At 55.3% G+C, this 21,284-nt stretch carries 22 protein-coding genes; 10 read left to right on the top strand and 12 right to left on the bottom strand.

The window, feature by feature from the left end; all coding sequences use genetic code 11:
• Nucleotides 1-2 precede the first annotated feature (2 nt).
• From tssL to tssB, 4 genes are read right to left on the bottom strand one after another with little or no spacing between them, the layout of a single operon-like run.
• Nucleotides 3-656, bottom strand: a complete 654-nt coding sequence (gene tssL / locus RY075_RS09880; RefSeq protein ID WP_109949003.1) for a type VI secretion system protein TssL, short form — start codon at nt 654-656, stop codon at nt 3-5.
• Nucleotides 653-1,993 carry a type VI secretion system baseplate subunit TssK gene (gene tssK, locus RY075_RS09875; RefSeq protein ID WP_109949004.1) on the bottom strand — a complete coding sequence of 447 codons (1,341 nt, stop codon included), beginning with the start codon at nt 1,991-1,993 and terminating at the stop codon, nt 653-655. The genes tssL and tssK overlap by 4 nt, the downstream gene beginning before the upstream one ends.
• Nucleotides 1,994-2,006: 13 nt before the next feature.
• Nucleotides 2,007-3,542, bottom strand: a complete 1,536-nt coding sequence (gene tssC / locus RY075_RS09870) for a type VI secretion system contractile sheath large subunit (RefSeq protein WP_023324775.1) — start codon at nt 3,540-3,542, stop codon at nt 2,007-2,009.
• 40 nt (nt 3,543-3,582) lie between these two features.
• Nucleotides 3,583-4,074, bottom strand: a complete 492-nt coding sequence (gene tssB / locus RY075_RS09865; protein WP_003856899.1) for a type VI secretion system contractile sheath small subunit — start codon at nt 4,072-4,074, stop codon at nt 3,583-3,585.
• A gap of 596 nt (nt 4,075-4,670) precedes the next feature.
• Between tssB and RY075_RS09860 the strand changes: the two genes are divergently transcribed.
• Nucleotides 4,671-6,266, top strand: a complete 1,596-nt coding sequence (locus RY075_RS09860) for an FAD-NAD(P)-binding protein (RefSeq protein WP_109948833.1) — start codon at nt 4,671-4,673, stop codon at nt 6,264-6,266.
• A 28-nt stretch (nt 6,267-6,294) separates the two neighbouring features.
• On the opposite strand, the gene RY075_RS09855 is transcribed toward RY075_RS09860, so the two are convergent.
• Both RY075_RS09855 and RY075_RS09850 read right to left on the bottom strand, forming a co-directional pair.
• Entirely contained in the window at nt 6,295-6,930 is a 636-nt protein-coding gene (locus RY075_RS09855; protein WP_003857662.1) for a carbonic anhydrase, read from the bottom strand.
• 72 nt (nt 6,931-7,002) lie between these two features.
• Nucleotides 7,003-7,785 carry an MBL fold metallo-hydrolase gene (locus RY075_RS09850; protein WP_003857664.1) on the bottom strand — a complete coding sequence of 261 codons (783 nt, stop codon included), beginning with the start codon at nt 7,783-7,785 and terminating at the stop codon, nt 7,003-7,005.
• 125 nt (nt 7,786-7,910) lie between these two features.
• Here RY075_RS09850 and RY075_RS09845 point away from each other — a divergent pair, with 125 nt between their 5' ends.
• Nucleotides 7,911-8,051, top strand: a complete 141-nt coding sequence (locus RY075_RS09845; RefSeq protein WP_003857665.1) for a hypothetical protein — start codon at nt 7,911-7,913, stop codon at nt 8,049-8,051.
• A 56-nt stretch (nt 8,052-8,107) separates the two neighbouring features.
• On the opposite strand, the gene RY075_RS09840 is transcribed toward RY075_RS09845, so the two are convergent.
• Together RY075_RS09840 and RY075_RS09835 are read right to left on the bottom strand one after the other, a co-directional pair.
• Complete coding sequence (locus RY075_RS09840) at nt 8,108-9,514, bottom strand: DUF1996 domain-containing protein (protein WP_109948832.1); 1,407 nt, start codon at nt 9,512-9,514, stop codon at nt 8,108-8,110.
• A 144-nt stretch (nt 9,515-9,658) separates the two neighbouring features.
• Nucleotides 9,659-9,826: a hypothetical protein gene (locus RY075_RS09835; RefSeq protein WP_032609053.1), complete on the bottom strand. Its 168-nt coding sequence runs from the start codon at nt 9,824-9,826 to the stop codon at nt 9,659-9,661.
• A 245-nt stretch (nt 9,827-10,071) separates the two neighbouring features.
• On the opposite strand from RY075_RS09835, the gene RY075_RS09830 reads away from it, so the two are divergent.
• The 4 genes from RY075_RS09830 to RY075_RS09815 are packed head-to-tail and all read left to right on the top strand — an operon-like array spanning nt 10,072 to nt 13,135.
• Nucleotides 10,072-10,902 carry an ABC transporter substrate-binding protein gene (locus tag RY075_RS09830; protein WP_044704414.1) on the top strand — a complete coding sequence of 277 codons (831 nt, stop codon included), beginning with the start codon at nt 10,072-10,074 and terminating at the stop codon, nt 10,900-10,902.
• Between the two features lies 1 nt (nt 10,903).
• On the top strand, nt 10,904-11,719 hold the full coding sequence (locus RY075_RS09825; RefSeq protein ID WP_022650929.1) for an amino acid ABC transporter ATP-binding protein: 816 nt from the start codon (nt 10,904-10,906) through the stop codon (nt 11,717-11,719).
• On the top strand, nt 11,719-12,465 hold the full coding sequence (locus RY075_RS09820; protein WP_023315951.1) for an amino acid ABC transporter permease: 747 nt from the start codon (nt 11,719-11,721) through the stop codon (nt 12,463-12,465). Before RY075_RS09825 ends, RY075_RS09820 begins: the two co-directional genes overlap by 1 nt.
• Nucleotides 12,449-13,135 carry an amino acid ABC transporter permease gene (locus RY075_RS09815; RefSeq protein WP_022650927.1) on the top strand — a complete coding sequence of 229 codons (687 nt, stop codon included), beginning with the start codon at nt 12,449-12,451 and terminating at the stop codon, nt 13,133-13,135. The genes RY075_RS09820 and RY075_RS09815 overlap by 17 nt, the downstream gene beginning before the upstream one ends.
• Here RY075_RS09815 and fumD read toward each other — a convergent pair.
• The 4 genes from fumD to RY075_RS09795 form a co-directional block, all read right to left on the bottom strand.
• A complete protein-coding gene (gene fumD, locus RY075_RS09810; RefSeq protein ID WP_003857676.1) occupies nt 13,116-13,325 on the bottom strand; it encodes a fumarate hydratase FumD in 210 nt (69 codons plus the stop codon). The genes RY075_RS09815 and fumD overlap by 20 nt on opposite strands.
• Nucleotides 13,326-13,433: 108 nt before the next feature.
• The gene (locus RY075_RS09805) at nt 13,434-14,246 is read right to left on the bottom strand and encodes a MetQ/NlpA family ABC transporter substrate-binding protein (RefSeq protein ID WP_003857677.1); all 813 of its coding nucleotides are present in this window, start codon (nt 14,244-14,246) and stop codon (nt 13,434-13,436) included.
• A gap of 23 nt (nt 14,247-14,269) precedes the next feature.
• Nucleotides 14,270-14,938, bottom strand: a complete 669-nt coding sequence (locus tag RY075_RS09800) for a methionine ABC transporter permease (protein WP_023324531.1) — start codon at nt 14,936-14,938, stop codon at nt 14,270-14,272.
• On the bottom strand, nt 14,931-15,953 hold the full coding sequence (locus RY075_RS09795; protein WP_045336581.1) for an ATP-binding cassette domain-containing protein: 1,023 nt from the start codon (nt 15,951-15,953) through the stop codon (nt 14,931-14,933). Before RY075_RS09795 ends, RY075_RS09800 begins: the two co-directional genes overlap by 8 nt.
• A gap of 400 nt (nt 15,954-16,353) precedes the next feature.
• On the opposite strand from RY075_RS09795, the gene RY075_RS09790 reads away from it, so the two are divergent.
• From RY075_RS09790 to lpp, 4 genes are all read left to right on the top strand, one after another.
• The gene (locus RY075_RS09790; RefSeq protein ID WP_063401531.1) at nt 16,354-17,724 is read left to right on the top strand and encodes a cystathionine beta-synthase; all 1,371 of its coding nucleotides are present in this window, start codon (nt 16,354-16,356) and stop codon (nt 17,722-17,724) included.
• A 12-nt stretch (nt 17,725-17,736) separates the two neighbouring features.
• Nucleotides 17,737-18,882, top strand: a complete 1,146-nt coding sequence (locus RY075_RS09785; RefSeq protein WP_061856172.1) for a PLP-dependent aspartate aminotransferase family protein — start codon at nt 17,737-17,739, stop codon at nt 18,880-18,882.
• 377 nt (nt 18,883-19,259) lie between these two features.
• Nucleotides 19,260-20,681, top strand: a complete 1,422-nt coding sequence (gene pykF / locus RY075_RS09780; protein ID WP_003857687.1) for a pyruvate kinase PykF — start codon at nt 19,260-19,262, stop codon at nt 20,679-20,681.
• Nucleotides 20,682-20,993: 312 nt separating this feature from the next.
• On the top strand, nt 20,994-21,230 hold the full coding sequence (gene lpp, locus RY075_RS09775) for a murein lipoprotein Lpp (protein ID WP_001082307.1): 237 nt from the start codon (nt 20,994-20,996) through the stop codon (nt 21,228-21,230).
• Nucleotides 21,231-21,284 lie beyond the last annotated feature (54 nt).

Raw genomic sequence — 21,284 nt, 5'->3', positions numbered from 1 at the left:
CGTTATCCCTGCCCCGCAATCTGCGCCACCATCTGCGACAGCACAGAGGAGAAGGTGAACCACAGCGCCGCCAGCACCACCACGCCCGCCGCCCAGCCCAGCCAGTACATCCGGCGTCCGCTGCGCAGGCGGGATGCCCTGACCACCACAGGCGTTTCCTGGGTCAGCGCAAACGGCGGTACGCGCTCACTGAGCGTGCGCACCACATCCTCACGCCGCTCATCATCCTGCGTGCGGTACTGACCGGTGAAGCCCAGTTGCAGAGTGCGGTACAGACAGGTCAGCACTGCCACATCCGGCGCAGGTTCGCGCAGGGCCGTACGGATACGCTCCCATAGCTCTTCTCCTGCATTCAGGGTACGGAAAAACCGCGCCTGAAGTGGGTCTTTTCGCCACTGGCGGTAACCGTCATCCTGTTTATCCCGGTTCAGCACGCTCTCATCCATCAGGGCGCAGTACGCATACAGCATATGTTCGCAGGACGTGGTGCTGAACCCGGCTTTGTTCAGTGATTCACGCGCGGCGTTCACCCACCGGCAGGCCCGTCGGTACAGCGCTTCGCCGTCCTTTACCTCCTGGCCGCTGCGCAACTGGCTGACCATCAGCCAGCCCGGATAAAACGTTTTGTTTATCAGGTTAATGTCGGCATCGTTCATGAGCGCAGCACCGCAAACAGTTCAAGTTTCACCTCACCGAGGGAGCCCGGCGTATAGAAGGTACAGTTCCCGGCTTCCAGCATGGCACGAGCAGCATCGGTGGACAGATCCAGCGCGAAATACTGATTTTCCAGGCGCAGCGGGATGGCCGCCGGAACGTGACTCAGCGGTTTAATCACCATCCCGCTCAGGGCGATATTCACCACCTCAGAGACATCATCGTGGCTGCCCGCCTTGCACAGTTGCGGGAAGCGCGTCTGGAGTTCGTGGTTTGGCATGGCGGAGCGCACGGAGAGATAGAAATCGGCCCCTTCACGCAGCCTCGCGTCGTGCAGCTTCCCGCGCCAGATTTCCCGGTCTTCGCCCTGTTTCAGTTCAATAGCGATCACGCGCGACGGCAGACTGGCTTCAAGGAGACTATCAAGCAGGGTAAACAGCGGCGGGAACACCGTTTCCGGCGCGTCATGCCGATAGGGGGGAATGGCGTCCACATCATGTTCAAGCGAAAAGGTCAGCAGGCTGCCGGCAAGGCGGGCCAGCTCGCGGTACAGCAGTTCCGGATGGCGGGACGGCGCCTGGTGCAGCTCCGTCAGTACCGGCTCAACGCTGTTGAGGGCGTTCAGCAACCAGAACAGCGATACATCGGCCACCGCGAAGTCCGCCATCCGCTCGTTGCTTTCACGGCGCATTGCCATCAGGCGCTTACGCCGGGCCGCAAGGCGGTGCAGCAAATCACTCAGTTCGCTGAGCAGTAGCGGGCTGGCAGATAAAGAGAGCAGCGGCGGAATAAAGCTCCGCTCCAGTACCCACTGCCCCTGCGCGTTTCGCATCAGTCTCGCCACCGGGCAGGTAAGCCAGGCGCTGTTTTCCTGAGTCGACAGCCGCAGTGTCAGGGCATGACGAAGTACCGTCAGTTCACTGCGCTCATGCCCGGCCAGTTCCTGCACCGTCACCCGTTCAGACTGCCAGCGGCGCGGACGGGCACTGTCCTGCCCGTCATCCAGATTACCGCCGTTGGCGCTGAGGAGTGGCAGACACAGCAGCACTTCAACTGCATCACTCCCCACCGCTGATAAATCAGCGACCGGCGGCAGGTTATCCGCCAGATCTGTGTCCACCAGCGTACCATCCGCAAAGCGTACGCAAAGCCGGGTGGCATTCAGCCGTGAAAGGGCCAGCGCGCCTTCGTCGAACTCCGCACACAGCACACCCCACGGGTGCGCCAGCGCCATCCGGGCCACGGTGTCGGCCACATGTGCATCCCAGCGGGCCTGCTGCTGGAACTGCTGCGGGGCCAGGAAGGCCCCGTCTTCCCATAACGGACGATAAATTTTCATCCCTGCTACCGCCTTACGCTTTCGCTTTCGGCATCTGGCTCACCAGAGACAGGTTCACATCCATGCCTTCCACCTGGAAGTGCGGCACCGCAAACAGCTTCACGCGGAAGAAACCCGGGTTGTCTTCGATATCTTCCACCACCACCTTCGCGTCACGCAGCGGATGAGAAGCCTGCAACTCATCGCCCGGATCGGTCATTTCCGTCACCAGACTACGCACCCAGGTATTCAGCTCCAGCTCCAGCAGACGGCGGTCCTTGGTGGTGCCGATGTTTTCGCGCTGGATGAGCTTCAGGTAGTGCGCAATACGCGACAGCAGGAAGATGTACGGCAGACGGGCGTTGATGCGGCTGTTGGCCGTGGCATCTGCGGTGTCGTACAGCGCCGGTTTCTGCGCGGAGTTTGCCGAGAAGAAGCAGGCATAGTCGCGGTTTTTGTAATACGAGAGCGGAATAAAGCCGAGGTTGGCAAACTCAAACTCGCGGGTCTCCGGGATCATCACCTCAGACGGGATTTTCACCTGGTTGCCGGTGCCCAGATCGTACAGATGAATAGGCAGGTCTTTCACCGCCCCGCCCGCCTGCGGGCCACGGATCTGCACGCACCAGCCGTTATTGATGAAGCTCTTCACCATGTTTGACGCGAAGGAGAACGACGCGCTGGTCCACAGGTATTTCTCGTGATCCGGGCCTTTCACCTGCTCAACGTAGTTAAAGCTGCGTACCGGTACGGTGTCCGGGCCATACGGCAGACGCCCCAGCACGCGCGGCATCACGAGGCCGATGTAGCGGGCGTCGTCGGTGTCGCGGAAAGATTTCCACTTGATGTACTCGGCGCGGTCGAAGTAGTTGCCGATATCCTTAATTGCAGCGACCTCTTCCATCGAGTCTTTCAGGAAAAATTTCGGACCGACAGAGCCAATAAACGGCATATGTGCGGCAGCTGATACTTTAGAGATGTTGCGCAGCAGCGCCACATCCTGCGGGCTGGCGTCAAATTCATAGGATGAAATCACGGAACCAATCGGCTCGCCGCCCGGGGTGTCGTATTCGGCGGTATAGGTGTGCCAGTAGAGGCCGCTCTGAATAAGTTCCGGCGCGTCTTCAAAGTCCTGACGCAGATCTTCTTTCGACACATCCAGAATTTCGGTTTTCACATTCTGGCGGTAGTCGGTGCTGTCCACCAGCTGCTTCAGGCCGCGCCACAGGGACTCCACCTTCTGGAACTCCTGGTGATGCATTACGGCATCCAGCTGACGGCTGATCTGGAAATCCAGCTCAGCGATATGGTGGTCAATCAGCGTTTTGTCTAGCTTCTCCACCGGCTGACCGGATTTGCGGATGCAGTCCATAAACACCTGCATCGCCGCCGTCAGGCGTTCACCCGCCGGAGCGTCAGAAAGCGCGGCGTCATCCAGAAACGCATTGATATCACCCAGGCTGGAGGCCGGGGTCAGGTTGATTTTTTCAAACAGGGAGGCGTAAACGCCCTCTTTTTCCAGTACGGTGGTCTGCCCCTGCGCGGAGGCGGTTTCAGTATTCACAGACATCAGCATATTCCCGGTTAATCCATTAAATTACACATGCCGCTTATTTCGGGGCCAGTGCACTCATTTCGTCGCGTAATTCCTGAGACAGCGCCGGGTCTTTGAGAATTTTCTCGAGTTCTTTTCTGAAAGTAGCGTTATCAAGGAGATTGGATTTGAGGTCGCGTAATAAATTACGCATGGCCAGCATGGCGCGGAGCTGGGGGATCTGGCGGGCAACCTGTTCAGGTTCGAAATCCTTAATATCGGAGAAATTCAGTTTTATGCTTTCTTCCGAGCCATCCCCGGCCATTGTGTTAGGAACCGTCAGATTCACTTCCGGGTTAAATTCCGAAAGTACGCTGTTGAAGTTATTTTTATTGACGTTAATTTTCTCCCTTTCCGATAATGGGCGATTCTCTTTTCCATTACTGAAATCACCGACGGTGAGGAGTTTAAGCGGCAGTTCGATTTTCTTCTGCGCGCCACCTGTATGCAGAGCCAGCTTTAAGTTTATGCGTGCCTTGGGCACCTCATTCTGGAATGAATCGGCCATAGCAATCCCTTTCTTTAAAAGAAATAAATGTTAAGTGAGTGACGTTTCTTTACAAAGCCATATTAGAGCAAATGTCTATTTGAAATCAACTTTTCAGATCAAAGATCTACAATTTGACTTTTCTTAAGAATATTCCACCAATAAGAATAAAAAAGAACGCCGCGTAGCGGCCTGCCGAAATGCCCTTGCGCGCTTTTTGTGAGCCTGACAAAAAGTTGCTCAAAGGTTGGCTACCAGATTATTTTGTTACTTTATCGAAGTGATGGAATAGTCCAGCCACGGACTATTCCATCACTCACAGTTATAAAAAATAAGGATAATATTGGCCCCACTATATATTTAAATATCCTATCTCTTTTTTTAACCCCTATCACATACAGATAATCGATAAACCTGGGACCAAACAGTTATTCCTTTCAGAAAATCAGGCAGAATTATATCTAATCAGCAGGGTCAATTGAATTGACTTTCCCATAAATTCAGGAAGGGGCGCAACATCCCCTCTTCTAAACGTCTTAATTTCTCCCTTCATTGAATGACTTAGCCTTTCTCCTGCTACGCTTGTTGTATGGTTCAGAAACGCAGGAACGCTTTCGATGAAAAAAATCGCCATTATCGGCTCAGGCCCAACAGGGATTTACACCTTTTACTCACTTCTTAACAACGCAGCGCCGCTTTCGATCACCGTTTTCGAAAAGGCAGACCAACCCGGTGTCGGAATGCCCTACAGCGACGAGGATAATTCCCGGCTGATGCTGGCGAACATCGCCAGTATTGAAATACCGCCCATTTTCATCACTTACCTGGACTGGCTCAAACAGCAGAATGCGGCCCGCCTTGCCCGCTATAACGTCGACAGTGAGAAGCTGCACGACCGGCAATTTCTGCCCCGTATTCTGCTGGGTGAATATTTCCACGACCGGTTTCTCGCTGTCGCTGCCGAGGCGAAAAAGGCTGGGTTTCATATCGAGGTTCACCCCAACGCAGAAGTCACTGATATTAAGGCTGATGCAGACGGCGTGGCCCTTTCAGTAAACAATGCCCCTTTCTCAAGGCGGTTTGATCTTGCGGTTGTTGCCACCGGCCACGTCTGGCCTGATGAAGATGAAACCACCCGCGCATATTTCCCAAGCCCATGGTCAGGGCTGATGGACGCGGAGGTCCGAGCCTGTGAGGTGGGGATCATGGGTACCTCCCTCAGCGGGCTGGACGCTGCAATGGCGGTTGTGATGCAGCATGGCCGGTTTAGCGGGAAGCAGTTCGTTGTCAATAAAGGCAGCGAAGGGCTAAAAATCATGCTGATGTCCCGCACGGGCGTTCTGCCGGAGGCCGATTTTTACTGCCCTATCCCTTATGAACCACTGTCGGTGTTAACGGATTGTGTGGTGGCAAGCGAAATCGACAAAGGCCCGGATGGGCTGCTTGACCGCATCTTTGCGCTGATGGTGAAAGAGCTTGAGCTGGCCGATCCGCGATGGTGTCAGGCGATAGCGCTCGGCACGCTGAATGCCGACACGCTCCGTGATGCCTGGTTTGAGGATCGTAAAAAGCACGGTCCTTTCACCTGGGCCGAAGCGAATCTGAAAGAAGTGGAGCGCAACAAGCGCGAAAAACGCACCGTTGCCTGGCGCTATACCGTGCTTCGTCTGCATGAAGTGGTACAGGCCATCGTCCCTTCACTCAATGAGCATGACAGAGAGCGGTTTAAATCCGGGCTGGAGCGTGTGTTTATCGATAATTATGCCGCCATTCCACCGCAGTCTATCCGCCGGTTACTGGCGCTGCGCGAGGCAGGGATCATTAGCGTGGTCGCACTCGGTGATGATTACGATCTGGATATCGGCAGCGATCAGACCGTCATCACCACGGCAAAAAAAAGTTACCGCTTCGACGTGTTTATCGACGCGCGCGGACAAAAGCCGCTCAGAAACAAGGACATTCCCTTCCCCACCCTGCGTAAACAGCTTGCGGGAACCGGCGATGACGTTCCGGACGTGGGAGAAGACTATACGTTGCTGGCGCCGGCATCACTGCGGGGGCGTATCGCTTTTGGGGCGATCCCCTGGCTGATGCACGATCATCCGTTTGTTCAGGGTTTGTCTGAGTGCGCTGAAATTGGTAAAGCGATGGCGGAAGCAGCTGGAAAACCTGCGTCGGGCGTGCGAAGGAAGTTACCTTACATGGAGTTTTAACAGGGCTTCCCTGCCCTGCGGTGTCGGATTACTCGAAGAAGACTTCCGGGTTTTCCGACAACGACACGAACGATTTAGTGTTCTTGTCCAGGGCAAGGATTTTGCCGCTTTCGATGTCATATACCCAGCCGTGCAGGCGAATGGCATTGTTGCGCAGGCCTACCGCCACCGACGGATGGGTCTTGATGTTGCTCAGCTGCGCAAAGACGTTTTCCTGCACCATCGCATTCACTTTATCGATTGGCTTATCCCAGGTTTTCTTCTCCACCACCGCTTTTGCCGCATCAGAATAGCGCAGCCAGTGGGAAACGGCCGGCATCGGCTCCAGATCGGCGTTGTCAGCAATCGCCTTCATCGCGCCGCAGTTGGAGTGGCCGCAAATAACGATATCGGTCACGCCCAGGGCCACTACCGCATATTCGATGGTCGCAGAGACACCGCCAGGCTCCGGCCCGAACGGAGGCACAATGTTGCCCGCGTTTCGAATGACAAAGAGCTGTCCTGGCTCCTGTTGCGTAACCAGTTCCGGAACCAGACGGCTGTCGGAGCAGGAGATAAACAGCGCTTTGGGATTCTGACTGGACGCTAAACTACGAAAAAGCTCTTTACGTTGCGGGAAAATCTCTTTTTGAAAGCTGAGAAAACCTTCAATGATATGTTGCATAGCCATTTCTCTTTTATCTGTTTTAGTTTAGGTATGATCGCGATCACACTCGTAAAATTTAACCACCGCGTCTTAGCGGAGACAAGCAATATATTTCTGGCCCGACCGCTGCACGATCTCATCTGCGTTCACCGGGATGTTCTGCCCTTCAAAGGCCCCGTACAGGCGCTGGTACGTTTTCCCGGTCAGTCGGCCGATCACCGACTCAACGGTGCGGGCAGGCAGCGGCAGCATATTCGGATAACTCCACATAAACGACACGGCGTCTTTCCCGGGTGTAACCTGCAAAATATCACCGGCCAGCAGCACGCCGTCGCCTGACTGCCAGTGCAGCACCGTGCCGCCTGCAAAATGCCCGCCCAGCCGCAGCAGAGTCACCAAAGGCATAATCTCCAGGGCGTCCTCCTCCCAGAAGCGTATCGCCGGGCTGTCACGCATCACCCACTGCCGATCGCTGGCGTGCAGGTAGATCGGCGCGTTAAACGCGGCGGCCCATTCCTGCATGGTGGTGTAGTAATGCGGGTGCGAAATCGCGATCGCGCTGATGCCCCCGAGGGCGTCAACTAACGCTCTGGTCGCCGGGTCAAGATTGGCGATGCAGTCCCACAGAACATTGCCCTGTGGCGTACGCAGCAGAAGCGCGCGCTGGTTGATGGCAAAAGCGGGAACGGTTTTGATGCTGAACAGCTGCGGCTCCAGCTGTTGCCATTTGTTGGTGTGCGTGGTCGTAAGGCTGTCGAAGTCCGTCCATGCCTGGCCCGTCACCGGGACATACTGGCGCTCATCGTCGCAAATCGGGCAGTTTTTGGGCTGTTCATCGTAAGCGGTACCGCAGGTTTTACAGAGTGTAATCATCGGCTTTCCTCAGCAATAAAGCACTGAGTATGGCAGGGATTATCCATATGTGCTGAGGGGTGTCTGGCCCACTTTTTTTGACTTATACTGTGCCAGTATCAAAAACTGAATAACGCAGGTGGCACATGGAAATTGATCTCGATAACTTAGTCTTTAACGGGCTGGATGAAGCAGAAGAGCGCAACGCGGAACGTCTCGACGATGCGGATAAAAAAGCCCAGGCGATTGTCGCCGATGACGACTGCGGCGATGCCTGCAAGATCTGAAGAAAAAGCACCGGGCTCCCCGGTGCTTTTTTATGAATGCCTTTTGCTACCCAATATCAGATCTCCGGCGTTTTGCTAAACCCGGTCAGCATCAGGATCAGGCTTTGGGGAGATGAGCCCGTCTCAAACTGATAGTGATTTCCCTGACGATCGCCGCCGATATACCACGAAATTTCGGTTTTCCCTTCTGCCAGCGCCTTACGCACCGCTTTATCCACGTCCACCATCCGGTATTCGCGGGAGTGGTTCAGGTAAAGCACCGCATCCGAGCGGTAGTTGCAGGACGGCCGTGAATGCCAGCTTACGGTGGCCGGATCCCAGTCGTTACTCGCCGGATAGAAGAAAATTTGATCCGCGCCGTTGGTTTCCACTTTCCCGCCAAAAATTCTTACGCGGTATTTAAACTGGGCAGGATCCTGTCCGGCAGGCAGCGGTGGAATGTGGAACTTCACCAGCGACAATGTTTCGCTGTTTTTCGTGCGTCCACCGTTCTTCCAGTTATCCTGCACCAGTAAGACCTGGGGATCGGGCTGTGAAAGTGCGGGTTCCATGCTGCTGAGCCAGACGTTGGCCTTCGCTTTTGAATAACCATACGGCACGGTGGTGCCGCAATCCATTCCGCGGTTCATGCACAGGTCGGTCATAAAGCGCGCGGCATCTTCCGTCCAGCCGTTCATGAAGTCAGCATGTGCCGTATACAGGCTACCCCACCGCTCTTCACGCTCACTGCCATGCATGATGGGGTCGAGGGAAAGCTGGACTTTACTGGTATCCAGAGAGCTAATTGTCGGGAGCACGTACGCAATATTCATGTTCACCGTCGGGATCTTCACCGGGAAGGCGGACGGACACTGTCCTTTCGTATCGTAGGTGGCGTTAGCCAGGCCGTGGGCGGGCTTCAGGTTGACCCCGTCCCAGCAGTTCGGGAACTGAATGCCGATATTAAACTGCACGGCATCCTTCGCCTTGCGTAAGCCGCAGACTTCACCCGTTCTGGTGGTGTAACCCTTGCCATTGGCGCATAAAAAGGTGATATGCGGATTTGGCGCGGTGCCGTGGTGATCGCCCGCCAGCAGCGACAGCCCCGCCGGGAACGGGTGCAGCGGCCAGGCGTCAACGTTCGATGCTTGATAATAGGTTTTTTGATAGGCGGGTTTGACCACCGTTCCGTCCGGCAATTTTAGCGACGGAGCCCAGTAGGCCGATCTGTCTGCTTTGTTATCGCAGGTGGTCTTTTCCTGGGTACGCAGCGATTCACGGCTGGAGTAAGCATCCGTATGCACGTTACCAAAAAAATCGTGCAGCATAGCCTCGTTGGGCATGCTGAACATCATAATGGCATCATCGCCGAGGGTGTGGGAATAACTGCATACAACATGTGCCTGTGGACCAGCGTGTGCCGCCTGCATGGTAAGCAGAAGTGCGGTGGCAGAAAGCGCGGGGGTTAATACTGTCCGTTTCATTATCATCTCCATCTGTGAAAGGAGATAGTGGTAACAAAACGGCCATCAATTACCGAGGATTAGCCTGGGTATTTTTCCCTTCATCCTCGCTTTGCAGACACCACGCACAGCTCATTCCAGTACATTTCGCGCGTCCGGCGCAGTTCAGCGTGACGTTTTATCATGGAACCACTCCGGGTCGATGTTGGCTACGTCCACGCCATACAGGCTGGCGACAGGCAGTATTGACTCAAGAACACGTTGCGCGCTGTTCTCCGCATTCGCTGGTCGGGGCGCAAAAAACCGCCGTAACGTGCTTATCCATTTTTTCATCGTCATTACCCTTCTCGCTTAACCTGTCCTCAGTTAAACACCCAAATTGCGCCGGGGGGAAATATCAAAATCCACTGTCGATGTGCAGGATCTGCAAATAGCGCCCCACCGTCTGCTCTCTTCTTTAACACCTTGTTCACTCATGCTTTTTTTCACATAGCAAAGAACGATTTCTTATTTGGCGATAGCTTTCCCTTATGGGAGCGTAACGGGGTAAAACAAAAACAACGGGATGGCGTATGACTATGGCTGCAAAAATGAAAGGGTTTAAAAAACGGGCGCAGGTTCTGGGATTAGTGGCAGCCTGGGGCCTGGTTTCAGCGCAGGCGCAGGCCGATCGGCTGGCGGATATCAAGGCAGCAGGCGTGGTGAAAGTGGCCACATTTGATGCTAATCCACCCTTTGGCTCGATTGATGCCAAAACGCATGAGATCGTGGGTTACGATGTGGACTTCGCCAAAGCGCTGGCGAAATCGCTCGGCGTCAAGCTTGAACTGGTCACCACCAATCCGGCTAACCGCATTCCGCTGCTACAGTCCGGAAAAGCGGATCTCATCGTGGCGGATATCACCATCACCCCGGAACGCGCACAGGTCATTGATTTCTCGACGCCTTACTTTGTCACCGGCCAGCAGTTCCTGGTCCCGGTAAAATCACCGGACAAGCTTGATGACTATAGCCGGGCACGCATTGGCGCCGTAAAAGGTACGACGGGTGAACAGGCGCTGCACCAGCGTTTTCCGCAGTCCCGCGTCCTCTCTTACGATGACATCCCGCTGGCGCTGACGGCACTGCGCAATGGCAACGTGCAGGCCATTACCCAGGACAGCACCATTCTGGCTGGTCTGCTGGCGCAGGCGCCGGATAAAGCCGACTTCAAAATCCTGCCCGACCTGCTCAGTAAAGAAGAGATTGGCGTGGGGGTGAAAAAGGGTGAAACGGCGCTGCTGAAAGCCGTTAACGATGAGCTGGTTAACCTGGAGAAAAACGGCCAGGCGGCAAAAATCTATGACGTCTGGTTCGGTCCAGGCACCCCTGCTCCACAGCCTCGTAACTTTAAAATAGAAGCCCGGTAATATGCTCTCAGGTTTATTTTCGCACTCCGCGGCCAATGCCGCGGATTTTTCACGTCTGGAACAGGCCAGCGTTGAGTTTCGCCATGTGGACAAACGCTACGGCGACCATCCGGTTTTAACCGACATTAATCTCACCATCATGCCGGGTGAAGTGGTTGCCATTCTCGGCCCTTCGGGTTCCGGAAAATCGACCCTGATTCGGCTTATCAACCAGCTTGAGAGCCTGAGCGGCGGGGAGATTCTGGTCGACCACAAGCCGACCGGACAGCTTTCCGGCAGCAGGCTACGTCAGTTACGCAGCCGCGTCGGGTTTGTATTCCAGCAGTTCAATCTCTATGCCCACCTTACCGCCAGCCAGAACATCACCCTGGCACTGGAGCACGTTCACGGCTGGAAACCCCTGCCCGCCCAGGAGCGCGCGCTGGCGCTGCTGGAGAAGGTCGGCATGCTGGAGAAGGCGCACCGCTACCCTGCTGAACTTTCCGGCGGACAACAGCAGCGCGTGGCGATTGCCCGCGCTCTGGCCTCGTCGCCGCAAATCATTCTCTTTGACGAGCCAACGTCGGCACTCGACCCGGAGATGATTGGCGAAGTGCTGTTGGTGATGAAAGCCCTTGCCCACAGCGGGATCACCATGATTGTCGTCACCCATGAGATGCAGTTCGCCCGGGAAATTGCCGATCGAATCGTCTTTATCGACGGTGGACACATTCTGGAAACCGCGTCCCCGGCGCAATTTTTCAACCAACCGTCGCATCCGCGTGCGAGGCGGTTCCTGCAAAAAGTGCTGGATCCGCTGCATCAGGAGCAACTGTAATGCCCGCTCTGGACTGGCAGGGGGTGCTGGCCGGACAGCCCCTGCACTGGATCCTCTCCGGATTTCTCACCACTCTGTGGGTGACGCTGGCGGGGATTATGCTGGCAAGCCTGCTCGCCTTGTTCTTTATGCTTTTGCGGCTTTCCGGGGGACGTCTCGGGACGTCGTTCGTCAGCGGCTGGGTATCGCTGTTTCGCAATACGCCGCTGCTGGTGCAGCTGCTGTTCTGGTATTTCGCCGCCTGGAACGGGTTGCCGCAGGGGCTGCGTGACGCGGTGAACGCAGACCACAGCTGGTCCATTTTGCCCGGTGACGTCTGGTGGTTTACGCCCGAGTTTTTATGCTCTGCCTGGGGGTTAGGCGTATTTACCTCAGCGTTTTTAATTGAAGAAGTCGAATCGGGGCTGCGTTCCGTACCTGCCGGGCAACGGGAGGCGGCGCTCGCCCAGGGATTTTCCTCATGGCGTCTGTTTCGCTACATTCTTCTGCCACAGGGACTCGCTAACGCCTGGCAACCCGTCGTTGGCCAGTACCTTAACCTGATGAAGCTCTCCTCGCTCGCGAGCGGAATTGGCTTCGCCGAACTGACCTACCAGGTTCGCCAGATAGAAAGTTATAACGCCCATGCCCTGGAAGCCTTTACCGTCGGTACGGTGCTCTACTTACTTACCGGGATGGTGACGGGGAGCGTGCTGGTGCGCCTCGGCCCCCATTCAGGGAGGAAAAATCATGATCCCCGGATTTAACGTTATTGTCGAAAACCTGGATTATCTGCTTTGGGGACGTGCGACTGCGGGAGAACCCGGCGGCGTACTGCTCTCACTACTGATGGCCGCTGGCGCCGCCGCGCTTGCCCTGCCCGGCGGGATTGTGCTGGCATGCGTCGCCTGGCGCTATCCCGGCGTGGTGCGCAGTGCGCTGTTTGCGTGGGCAGAGTTGATTCGCGGGATCCCCCTGATCTTCGTAATATTCTGGATGTGGTATCTGCTGCCGCTGATAACCGGCAGGGATCTCCCTGGCGCGACGACCGTCACGCTGGCGCTGGCCTGGTTTACCGCGGCTGCGGTGATGCATTCGGTATTAGCCGGACTGAGAGCCCTACCGTCGGGCCAGAATGAGGCCGCGCTTTCTCAAGGGTTCAGTACGCAGCAAACGCTGTGGCGCGTGCTGCTGCCGCAGGCGCTGAGAAATATTCTGCCGTCGCTGGTGGGGATTTTTATCAGCCTGCTGAAGGATACGTCGTTGGCGTTTATCGTGAACGTTCCTGAACTGACCACGGTGGCGGGACAGGTCAACAACCGGGTGCAAATTTACCCGGCGGCCATTTTTATCTTTACGGGTGTGATCTATTACCTGCTCTGCTGCTCGCTTGAGCTGCTCGCGAAGCGCTGGCGCGTTAGCCGGCCAGCGCTTTAACCACCGTTTCCATCGCTTTGGTGGTCAACTCACTGCGCTTAACGCGCTGGTTCGCCAGCGCGGTACGCAGTACGCCCGCAATGACAATATGTTTCGGCTCCTGCCCTAAATCACGCATTTCGAGAACGACCTTGCCTACCACCCGACACATCTCCTGGTACAGCGCTTCGTCTTTGGTCACATTGCCCATTGCCATCACTCCGTTGCCCTAAACCGTCAGCTTAAATCATTCGTCGGCTGGATACAAAAAAGAAGCCCGGCGTGTTGTTCGCCGGGCTTCGTCTGGAAAATCAGTCGATTAGTTGTTAACCGGGATGACTGCGCCTTTGTATTTGGTGCGGATCCAGTCCTGAATCTCTTTGGAGTGCAGCACGTTCACCAGCGCGACGATATCCTTCTTCTTCTCGTCACCGCGATGAACGGTAATGATGTTGGCGTACGGGTTATTCTCACCGCTTTCAACCGCAATTGGATCGTGGACCGGATCCAGGCCAGCATCAATCGCGTAGTTGGCGTTGATCACCACCGCAGCACCTTCGTCGTTGTTGTACATCTGCGGCAGCAGAGACGCTTCGACGTTAGGGGTAAATTGCAGCTTTTTCGGGTTCTCCACGATATCGCTGATGCGCGCGGTCACTTTATCGATGCCCGGCTTCAGCTTGATCACGCCCTCTTTTTCGAAGATGGAGAGAATACGCCCTTCCTCGGAAACCGCATCACGCATGATGATTTTGCCGCCCTCCGGCAGATCCTTCAGCGATTTGTATTTTTTTGAATAGATACCGATCGGCTCAATGTGGATTGCGCCCGCACTGACAAAATCATAATCCTTATCGCCCGCGTGATCTTTCAGCACGCTGTTCAGGTAAGGGATGTGCTGGAAATAGTTGGCGTCAATGTCATGCCCCGCCAGCGCCGTGTTTGGCAGTATGTAGTCCTGGAAGGGTTTAATCTCCAGATCGATCCCCTGCTTCGCCAGAATCGGCTTAGCCTGCTCCAGAATTTCCGCGTGCGGGGTGTTGGACGCCCCCACGGTGAGCGTATCCGCCCAGGAGGCAAAGCTCAGGGCGCTCAGGGTTGCGGCGGCGATCAGTGTCAGTGTCTTTTTCATGATGTGGTTCCTGTGTGTATTTATTAGCGTTTATCTAACAGTGAAGTAATGGCATCGCCGCAGAACTGGATAATGAACACGATGATCAGAATGGTCACCGTTGCCACCAGCGTGACGTCACCATGGTTGCGCTGGAATCCTTCCAGATAAGCCAGATTTCCCAAACCGCCGGCACCTATCACCCCTGCCATTGCGCTGTAGCTCACCAGCGCAATCAGCGTCACCGTCATACCTGAAACCAGTGCGGGTGAGGATTCCGGCAATAAAACCCGAAACACTAACGTGCTCAGCCGCGCGCCCATCGAACGCGTGGCCTCAATGACCCCTTTGTCCACTTCTCGCAGGGCAATCTCGACCAGACGGGCGTAGAACGGCGCCGCGCCCACAATCAGGGCGGGCAGCGCAGCGTTAGCGCCGAGAATGGTCCCCACAACGGTCTTGGTGAACGGGATCAGCAGAACGATGAGAATGATGAACGGAATCGAGCGGAACACGTTCACCACAATCGACATCACGCTGTAGACCGTGCGGTTGTGGAATAACCCGCCGCGGGCAGTTAAAAACAGCGCCAGACCCAGCACGATGCCTAATACAAAGGTCGCCACGCCGGAAAGCGCGGTCATGTACAGCGTCTCCAGCGTCGCCGCCCAGAGCTGATCCCACTTGAGATGCGGAAAGAGATTCTCAGCCATGTTTAATCACCTCGCCTTCAATATCGCTGTGCTGCAGGTCGGCGAGGATATTGTTCAGTTGTTCATCAGATGCCACGACGTGCACCCAGAGTTGACCAAACACGCCGTGAGCGGTTTGGGTCATTTTTCCGTGCAGGATGTTAAACGGCAGGCCGTAGCGCAGCGTCAGTTCGCCCACAATCGGTTTATGCGTGCTGTGCCCGGTAAAGGTCAGCCTGATAACCGTACCTTCCAGATCGTTTGCCAGTTCGGTATTGAAGGTTTCTTCTTCAGCATACTGGCTCACCTGACGGACAAACTGCTGCGTAATCGGCTGCTGCGGATGGGTAAAGACGCTCAACACGTCGCCCTCTTCCACCACTTTACCGTTCTCCATCACCGCCACGCGGTCGCAGATTTTGCGCACCACGTGCATCTCGTGCGTGATCAGCACGATGGTCAGCTTGAACCGACGGTTAATATCCAGCAGCAGATCGAGGATCTGATCGGTGGTTTGTGGATCCAGCGCCGAGGTGGCTTCATCACACAGCAGTACGTCCGGATGATTGGCCAGCGCGCGGGCAATGCCCACACGCTGTTTTTGCCCGCCGCTCAGCTGCGACGGGTAAGCATTCTCCCGTCCCTTCAGGCCGACCAGCTCCACCAGCTCGGCAACGCGAGCCTGAATTTGCGCTTTTGGCACACCGGCAATTTGCATTGAAAAGGCGATGTTTTCCTTCACCGTGCGCGACCAGAGCAAATTAAAGTGCTGGAACACCATGCTGATTTTCAGGCGTGCCTGACGCAGCGCTTCTCCCTTCGCGGCGGAGATATCCTGACCGTTAATGGTGACGCTGCCGGCGCTGGGCTTTTCCAGACCGTTCAGCAGACGGATCAGCGTACTTTTCCCGGCCCCGCTGTAACCGATGATCCCGTAAATCTGTCCCTGCTCTATCGTCAAGTTGACGTTATCAACGGCTGTCAGCGCCAGCTTTCCGTTGTCAAAGACCTTCGAAATATTGCTGAGTACGATCATTCTTATTCGTTATCCGTTACGCATATAGCGGTTTAGCAGTATGGATGTCCAAAAGATAGTAAACAGCCGTTATCAGCTTTTAAATGACCAAAAAAGAATTTCTTATAATTCTGCGGAATAAGCAGCGAACTGGCGGGTGAAAAAGCATTTAGATGAATATCAGCAATAATTATCTGCCATTTGCATATCAGGTCACACTCTCCCGGCGAAATCGGTTAATTTTGCAGCACTTTATGCGGATTTAGCCATCCTCACATCCGGACAACTTTACGTCTTGCTGTCTTTCCATCTGAAAATACAAGGATTATTCCTTTCTGTTCTTAAACCTGGTGAAACGTTCTTTATTGAGAAAATTTCATGGTTCTATCATCCGGTCATCACCTCTTCACAGGACATGACCATGACGCTTTACCACTCCGTCACCGAACTGATTGGCCGTACGCCGCTCATCCAGCTGCACAAGCTGGACACCGGCCCCTGCTCGCTGTTTCTGAAGCTGGAAAACCAGAATCCCGGCGGATCGATTAAAGACCGCGTCGCGCTGTCGATGATTAACGAAGCCGAGCGTACGGGCCAGCTAAGGCCCGGCGGCACCATTATTGAAGCTACGGCGGGGAACACCGGCCTGGGGCTGGCGTTGATTGCGGCGCAGAAGGGCTACTCGCTGATCCTGGTGGTGCCGGACAAAATGAGCCGCGAGAAGATTTTCCACCTGCGCGCGTTAGGGGCGCAGGTCGTGCTGACCCGCTCGGATGTGAACAAAGGGCATCCGGCCTATTATCAGGATTATGCCCGGCGGCTGGCGAACGAACTGCCAGGCGCGTTTTATATCGACCAGTTCAGTAACGCGGCCAATCCGCTGGCGCATCGCACCACTACCGCACCGGAACTGTTTGAACAGCTTGACGGCCAGATCGATGCCATCGTCGTCGGCGTGGGGTCCGGCGGTACGCTGGGCGGCTTACAGGCGTGGTTTGCAGAACATTCGCCGCAGACGGAATTTGTGCTTGCCGATCCGGCCGGGTCGGTACTGGCGGACCAGGTTGAGACCGGACGCCATCACGATGCCGGCTCGTGGCTGGTTGAAGGGATTGGCGAAGACTTTATTCCTCCGCTGGCGCACATCGAGGGGGTTAACCGCGCCTGGCGCATTACCGATCGCGAGGCGTTCACCACCGCCCGCGATCTGCTAAAAACGGAAGGGATCCTGGCAGGCTCCTCCACCGGCACGCTGCTGGCGGCAGCGCTGAAATATTGCCAGGCGCAGACTACGCCAAAACGTGTGGTCACCTTCGCCTGCGACAGCGGCAATAAATACCTCTCGAAGATGTTCAATGACGACTGGATGCGCCAGCAGGGGCTGATTTCGCGTCCGCAGGCAGGCGATCTCTCGGACTATATTGCCCTGCGCCACGATGAAGGCGCGACGGTGACTGCCGCCCCGGACGACACGCTTTCTACCGTGCTGGCCCGCATGCGCCTGTACGACATCTCTCAACTGCCGGTGCTCGATGACAACAAGGTCGTCGGCATCATCGACGAGTGGGACCTGCTGCGACACATCGGGGGAGATGCCGATCGCTTCTCCCTCCCCGTGACGGCGGCCATGACGCGTCAGGTTGAATATCTGGATAAGCAGGCCCCGGAGAGCGCCCTGTACGCCATCTTTGACCGTGGCCTGGTGGCGATTATTTATGACGAAAACCGCTTTCTGGGTTTGATCACACGCAGTGACGTACTCACCGCCTGGCGTAACCGCCTGACAAAATAAAAGGAGCAAAAGATGAAAAACCTGGCCACCCTCAGCGTTCACAGTGGTGAGTATCACGACCCGCACGGCGCCGTGATGCCGCCAATTTACGCCACGTCGACGTTTGCGCAACCGGCACCGGGTGAACATACCGGCTACGAATACTCCCGGAGCGGCAACCCAACCCGCCATGCGCTGGAGACCGCCATCGCCGAACTGGAAGGCGGCACGCGCGGGTACGCCTTCGCGTCAGGGCTGGCGGCCATTTCCACCGTGCTCGAACTACTGGATAAAGACAGCCATATCGTCGCCATTGACGACGTGTATGGCGGTACGTATCGCCTGATCGAAAACGTGCGCAAGCGCAGCACCGGGTTACAGGTGAGCTGGGTTAAGCCGGACGATGTAGCCGGACTTGAGGCCGCCATTCGCCCGGACACGCGCATGATCTGGGTGGAAACGCCAACGAACCCGCTGCTGAAACTGGCCGACCTGGAGGCCATCGCGGACATTGCCCGGCGCCATAATGCGATCAGCGTGGCGGATAATACCTTCGCCTCCCCGGTCATTCACCGGCCGCTGGAGGCGGGGTTCGACATAGTGGTCCACTCCGCCACCAAATATCTCAACGGTCATTCAGACGTGGTTGCCGGGCTGGCTGTTGTGGGGTCGAATAAGGATCTGGCGGAGCGTCTGGGCTATCTGCAAAACGCGATTGGCGGCGTTCTGGATCCGTTCAGCAGCTTCCTGACGCTGCGGGGCATTCGCACCCTCTCACTGCGCGTTGAGAAGCACAGCGCCAATGCGCTGGCGATTGCGCAATGGCTGGAGCAGCATCCGCAGGTAGACAGCGTGTTCTATCCCGGGCTGGCATCACATCCCCAGTATGCGCTGGCCCGCAGACAAATGGCGCTGCCGGGCGGCATGATCTCCGTTGTGATTAAAGGCGATGCGCAGCGCGCGACAGAGGTGATCCGTCATCTTACGCTCTTTACCCTGGCGGAAAGCCTTGGCGGTGTGGAGAGTCTGGTGAGCCAGCCCTACAGCATGACCCACGCCTCCATTCCACTGGCGCAGCGTCTTGCAAACGGCATTGTGCCGCAGCTTATCCGCCTGTCGGTGGGGATTGAAGATGCGAAGGATTTGATCGCCGACCTTAAACAAGCGCTGAAAAAGTGAGCAAAAAACGGCGGGCGTTGCGCCTGCCGTCATAAGATGACATTAGGCCTTAACGCCTTGATAACAAACTTATGTGAATCTGCACAGATTGTTTTTGAAACGCTGTTTCCATTTTCCTTTTTACTGTAAATCAGCGTATAATGCGCGCCAAATCCCTGGTGAATGGTTTCAGCGCTTGGAATACAAAAAACAACGTACAACTTCTCCTCTCCTTCGTTGGGCTGGCACTCAGGCACACTTTCTTCTGCACGCTCATTTGATGTCACCTATTCTTAGTGCGTGTCATATACTCTTTCGCAACACAGGTTTGACTCCGCGGCGGTGCGCCCCCGGAGCGAGATTTCCATATCCTTCCCAACTTAAAGACTAAGACTGTCATGAAAAAGACGAAAATTGTTTGTACTATCGGCCCGAAAACCGAATCCGAAGAGATGCTGAGCAAAATGCTGGATGCCGGCATGAACGTGATGCGTCTGAACTTCTCCCACGGCGACTATGCTGAACACGGCCAGCGTATCCAGAACTTGCGCAACGTGATGAGCAAGACCGGGAAAAAAGCGGCAATCCTGCTCGACACCAAAGGTCCTGAAATCCGCACTATCAAACTGGAAGGCGGTAACGACGTTTCCCTGAAAGCGGGCCAGACCTTCACCTTCACCACCGACAAATCCGTTGTGGGTAATAACGAAATCGTTGCCGTGACCTACGAAGGCTTCACCAGCGACCTGTCTGTTGGCAACACCGTGCTGGTAGATGACGGCCTGATCGGCATGGAAGTGACCGCTATCGAAGGTAACAAAGTTATCTGTAAAGTGCTGAACAACGGCGATCTGGGCGAAAACAAAGGCGTCAACCTGCCGGGTGTGTCCATTGCTCTGCCAGCGCTGGCTGAAAAAGACAAACAAGACCTGATCTTCGGCTGCGAACAAGGCGTGGACTTCGTTGCTGCCTCCTTTATCCGTAAACGTTCTGACGTGGTTGAGATCCGTGAGCACCTGAAAGCGCACGGCGGCGAGAACATCCAGATCATCTCCAAGATCGAAAACCAGGAAGGCCTGAACAACTTCGACGAAATCCTCGAAGCGTCTGACGGTATCATGGTAGCGCGTGGCGACCTGGGCGTTGAAATCCCGGTTGAAGAAGTGATCTTCGCGCAGAAGATGATGATCGAGAAATGTGTTCGCGCGCGTAAAGTGGTTATCACCGCAACGCAGATGCTGGACTCCATGATCAAAAACCCACGCCCTACCCGCGCTGAAGCAGGCGACGTTGCGAACGCCATCCTCGACGGTACCGATGCCGTTATGCTGTCTGGCGAATCTGCAAAAGGGAAATACCCTCTGGAAGCGGTCAGCATCATGGCGACCATCTGTGAGCGTACCGACCGCGTGATGAAAAGCCGTCTGGATTACAACAACGACAGCCGTAAACTGCGCATCACCGAAGCCGTGTGCCGTGGTGCGGTAGAAACCGCCGAGAAACTGGAAGCCCCGCTGATTGTCGTGGCGACCCAGGGCGGTAAATCTGCGCGTGCCGTGCGTAAATACTTCCCGGATGCGACCATTCTGGCGCTGACCACCAACGAAACCACCGCGCGTCAGCTGGTGCTGAGCAAAGGCGTGATCCCACACCTGGTGAAAGAGATTGCCTCTACCGATGATTTCTATCGTCTGGGTAAAGAAGTGGCTCTGGAACTGGTTGATTGTGGCCTGGCTCAGAAAGGCGACGTGGTGGTTATGGTTTCTGGCGCGCTGGTTCCAAGCGGCACCACCAACACGGCATCTGTCCACGTGCTGTAATATTTCACGAACAAATTATTGTTTTGTTAAAAAGCGTCCTTCGGGGCGCTTTTTTTATTCCCGCCTTTAACCAGAACTATTCAAAAAGCAAATCGGGTTTTTCTATTTAATCGCGATTTATCTAAGATGAATCCGATGAAAAATGCCTTTTTTAACATAGCTTTTTCGTCAAAATTGCCGATTTCGTTGCTTCTTTGAGCGAACGATCAAAAATAGGCGTAATCCCATCAAAAAAATATTCTCAACCCAAAAAACTTTGTGTAATACTTGTAACGCTACATGGAGATTAACTCAATCTAGAGGGTATTAATAATGAATCGTACTAAACTGGTACTGGGCGCGGTAATCCTGGGTTCTACTCTGCTGGCAGGTTGCTCCAGCAACGCTAAAATCGATCAGCTGTCTTCTGACGTTCAGACTCTGAACGCTAAAGTTGACCAGCTGAGCAACGACGTGAACGCAATGCGTTCCGACGTTCAGGCTGCTAAAGACGACGCAGCTCGCGCTAACCAGCGTCTGGACAACCAGGCTACTAAATACCGTAAGTAATAGTACCTGTTAATAAAATGGCGCACATTGTGCGCCATTTTTTTTGCCTTAGTC

This window comes from Enterobacter sp. JJBC (assembly GCF_036936505.1).
In the GTDB taxonomy this organism is placed as follows: Bacteria; Pseudomonadota; Gammaproteobacteria; order Enterobacterales; family Enterobacteriaceae; genus Enterobacter; species Enterobacter hormaechei_C.
The sequence above is the reverse complement of the archived record's forward strand: the minus strand, read 5'-3'. Positions and strand labels throughout refer to the sequence as shown.

What these genes read in the sequence shown, in the direction of transcription:
- tssL (WP_109949003.1), bottom strand. Translation starts at nt 656, where the DNA reads ATGAACGATGCCGACATTAACCTGATAAACAAAACGTTTTATCCGGGC.
- tssK (WP_109949004.1), bottom strand. Translation starts at nt 1,993, where the DNA reads ATGAAAATTTATCGTCCGTTATGGGAAGACGGGGCCTTCCTGGCCCCG.
- tssC (WP_023324775.1), bottom strand. Translation starts at nt 3,542, where the DNA reads ATGTCTGTGAATACTGAAACCGCCTCCGCGCAGGGGCAGACCACCGTA.
- tssB (WP_003856899.1), bottom strand. Translation starts at nt 4,074, where the DNA reads ATGGCCGATTCATTCCAGAATGAGGTGCCCAAGGCACGCATAAACTTA.
- RY075_RS09860 (WP_109948833.1), top strand. Translation starts at nt 4,671, where the DNA reads ATGAAAAAAATCGCCATTATCGGCTCAGGCCCAACAGGGATTTACACC.
- RY075_RS09855 (WP_003857662.1), bottom strand. Translation starts at nt 6,930, where the DNA reads ATGCAACATATCATTGAAGGTTTTCTCAGCTTTCAAAAAGAGATTTTC.
- RY075_RS09850 (WP_003857664.1), bottom strand. Translation starts at nt 7,785, where the DNA reads ATGATTACACTCTGTAAAACCTGCGGTACCGCTTACGATGAACAGCCC.
- RY075_RS09845 (WP_003857665.1), top strand. Translation starts at nt 7,911, where the DNA reads ATGGAAATTGATCTCGATAACTTAGTCTTTAACGGGCTGGATGAAGCA.
- RY075_RS09840 (WP_109948832.1), bottom strand. Translation starts at nt 9,514, where the DNA reads ATGAAACGGACAGTATTAACCCCCGCGCTTTCTGCCACCGCACTTCTG.
- RY075_RS09835 (WP_032609053.1), bottom strand. Translation starts at nt 9,826, where the DNA reads ATGAAAAAATGGATAAGCACGTTACGGCGGTTTTTTGCGCCCCGACCA.
- RY075_RS09830 (WP_044704414.1), top strand. Translation starts at nt 10,072, where the DNA reads ATGGCTGCAAAAATGAAAGGGTTTAAAAAACGGGCGCAGGTTCTGGGA.
- RY075_RS09825 (WP_022650929.1), top strand. Translation starts at nt 10,904, where the DNA reads ATGCTCTCAGGTTTATTTTCGCACTCCGCGGCCAATGCCGCGGATTTT.
- RY075_RS09820 (WP_023315951.1), top strand. Translation starts at nt 11,719, where the DNA reads ATGCCCGCTCTGGACTGGCAGGGGGTGCTGGCCGGACAGCCCCTGCAC.
- RY075_RS09815 (WP_022650927.1), top strand. Translation starts at nt 12,449, where the DNA reads ATGATCCCCGGATTTAACGTTATTGTCGAAAACCTGGATTATCTGCTT.
- fumD (WP_003857676.1), bottom strand. Translation starts at nt 13,325, where the DNA reads ATGGGCAATGTGACCAAAGACGAAGCGCTGTACCAGGAGATGTGTCGG.
- RY075_RS09805 (WP_003857677.1), bottom strand. Translation starts at nt 14,246, where the DNA reads ATGAAAAAGACACTGACACTGATCGCCGCCGCAACCCTGAGCGCCCTG.
- RY075_RS09800 (WP_023324531.1), bottom strand. Translation starts at nt 14,938, where the DNA reads ATGGCTGAGAATCTCTTTCCGCATCTCAAGTGGGATCAGCTCTGGGCG.
- RY075_RS09795 (WP_045336581.1), bottom strand. Translation starts at nt 15,953, where the DNA reads ATGATCGTACTCAGCAATATTTCGAAGGTCTTTGACAACGGAAAGCTG.
- RY075_RS09790 (WP_063401531.1), top strand. Translation starts at nt 16,354, where the DNA reads ATGACGCTTTACCACTCCGTCACCGAACTGATTGGCCGTACGCCGCTC.
- RY075_RS09785 (WP_061856172.1), top strand. Translation starts at nt 17,737, where the DNA reads ATGAAAAACCTGGCCACCCTCAGCGTTCACAGTGGTGAGTATCACGAC.
- pykF (WP_003857687.1), top strand. Translation starts at nt 19,260, where the DNA reads ATGAAAAAGACGAAAATTGTTTGTACTATCGGCCCGAAAACCGAATCC.
- lpp (WP_001082307.1), top strand. Translation starts at nt 20,994, where the DNA reads ATGAATCGTACTAAACTGGTACTGGGCGCGGTAATCCTGGGTTCTACT.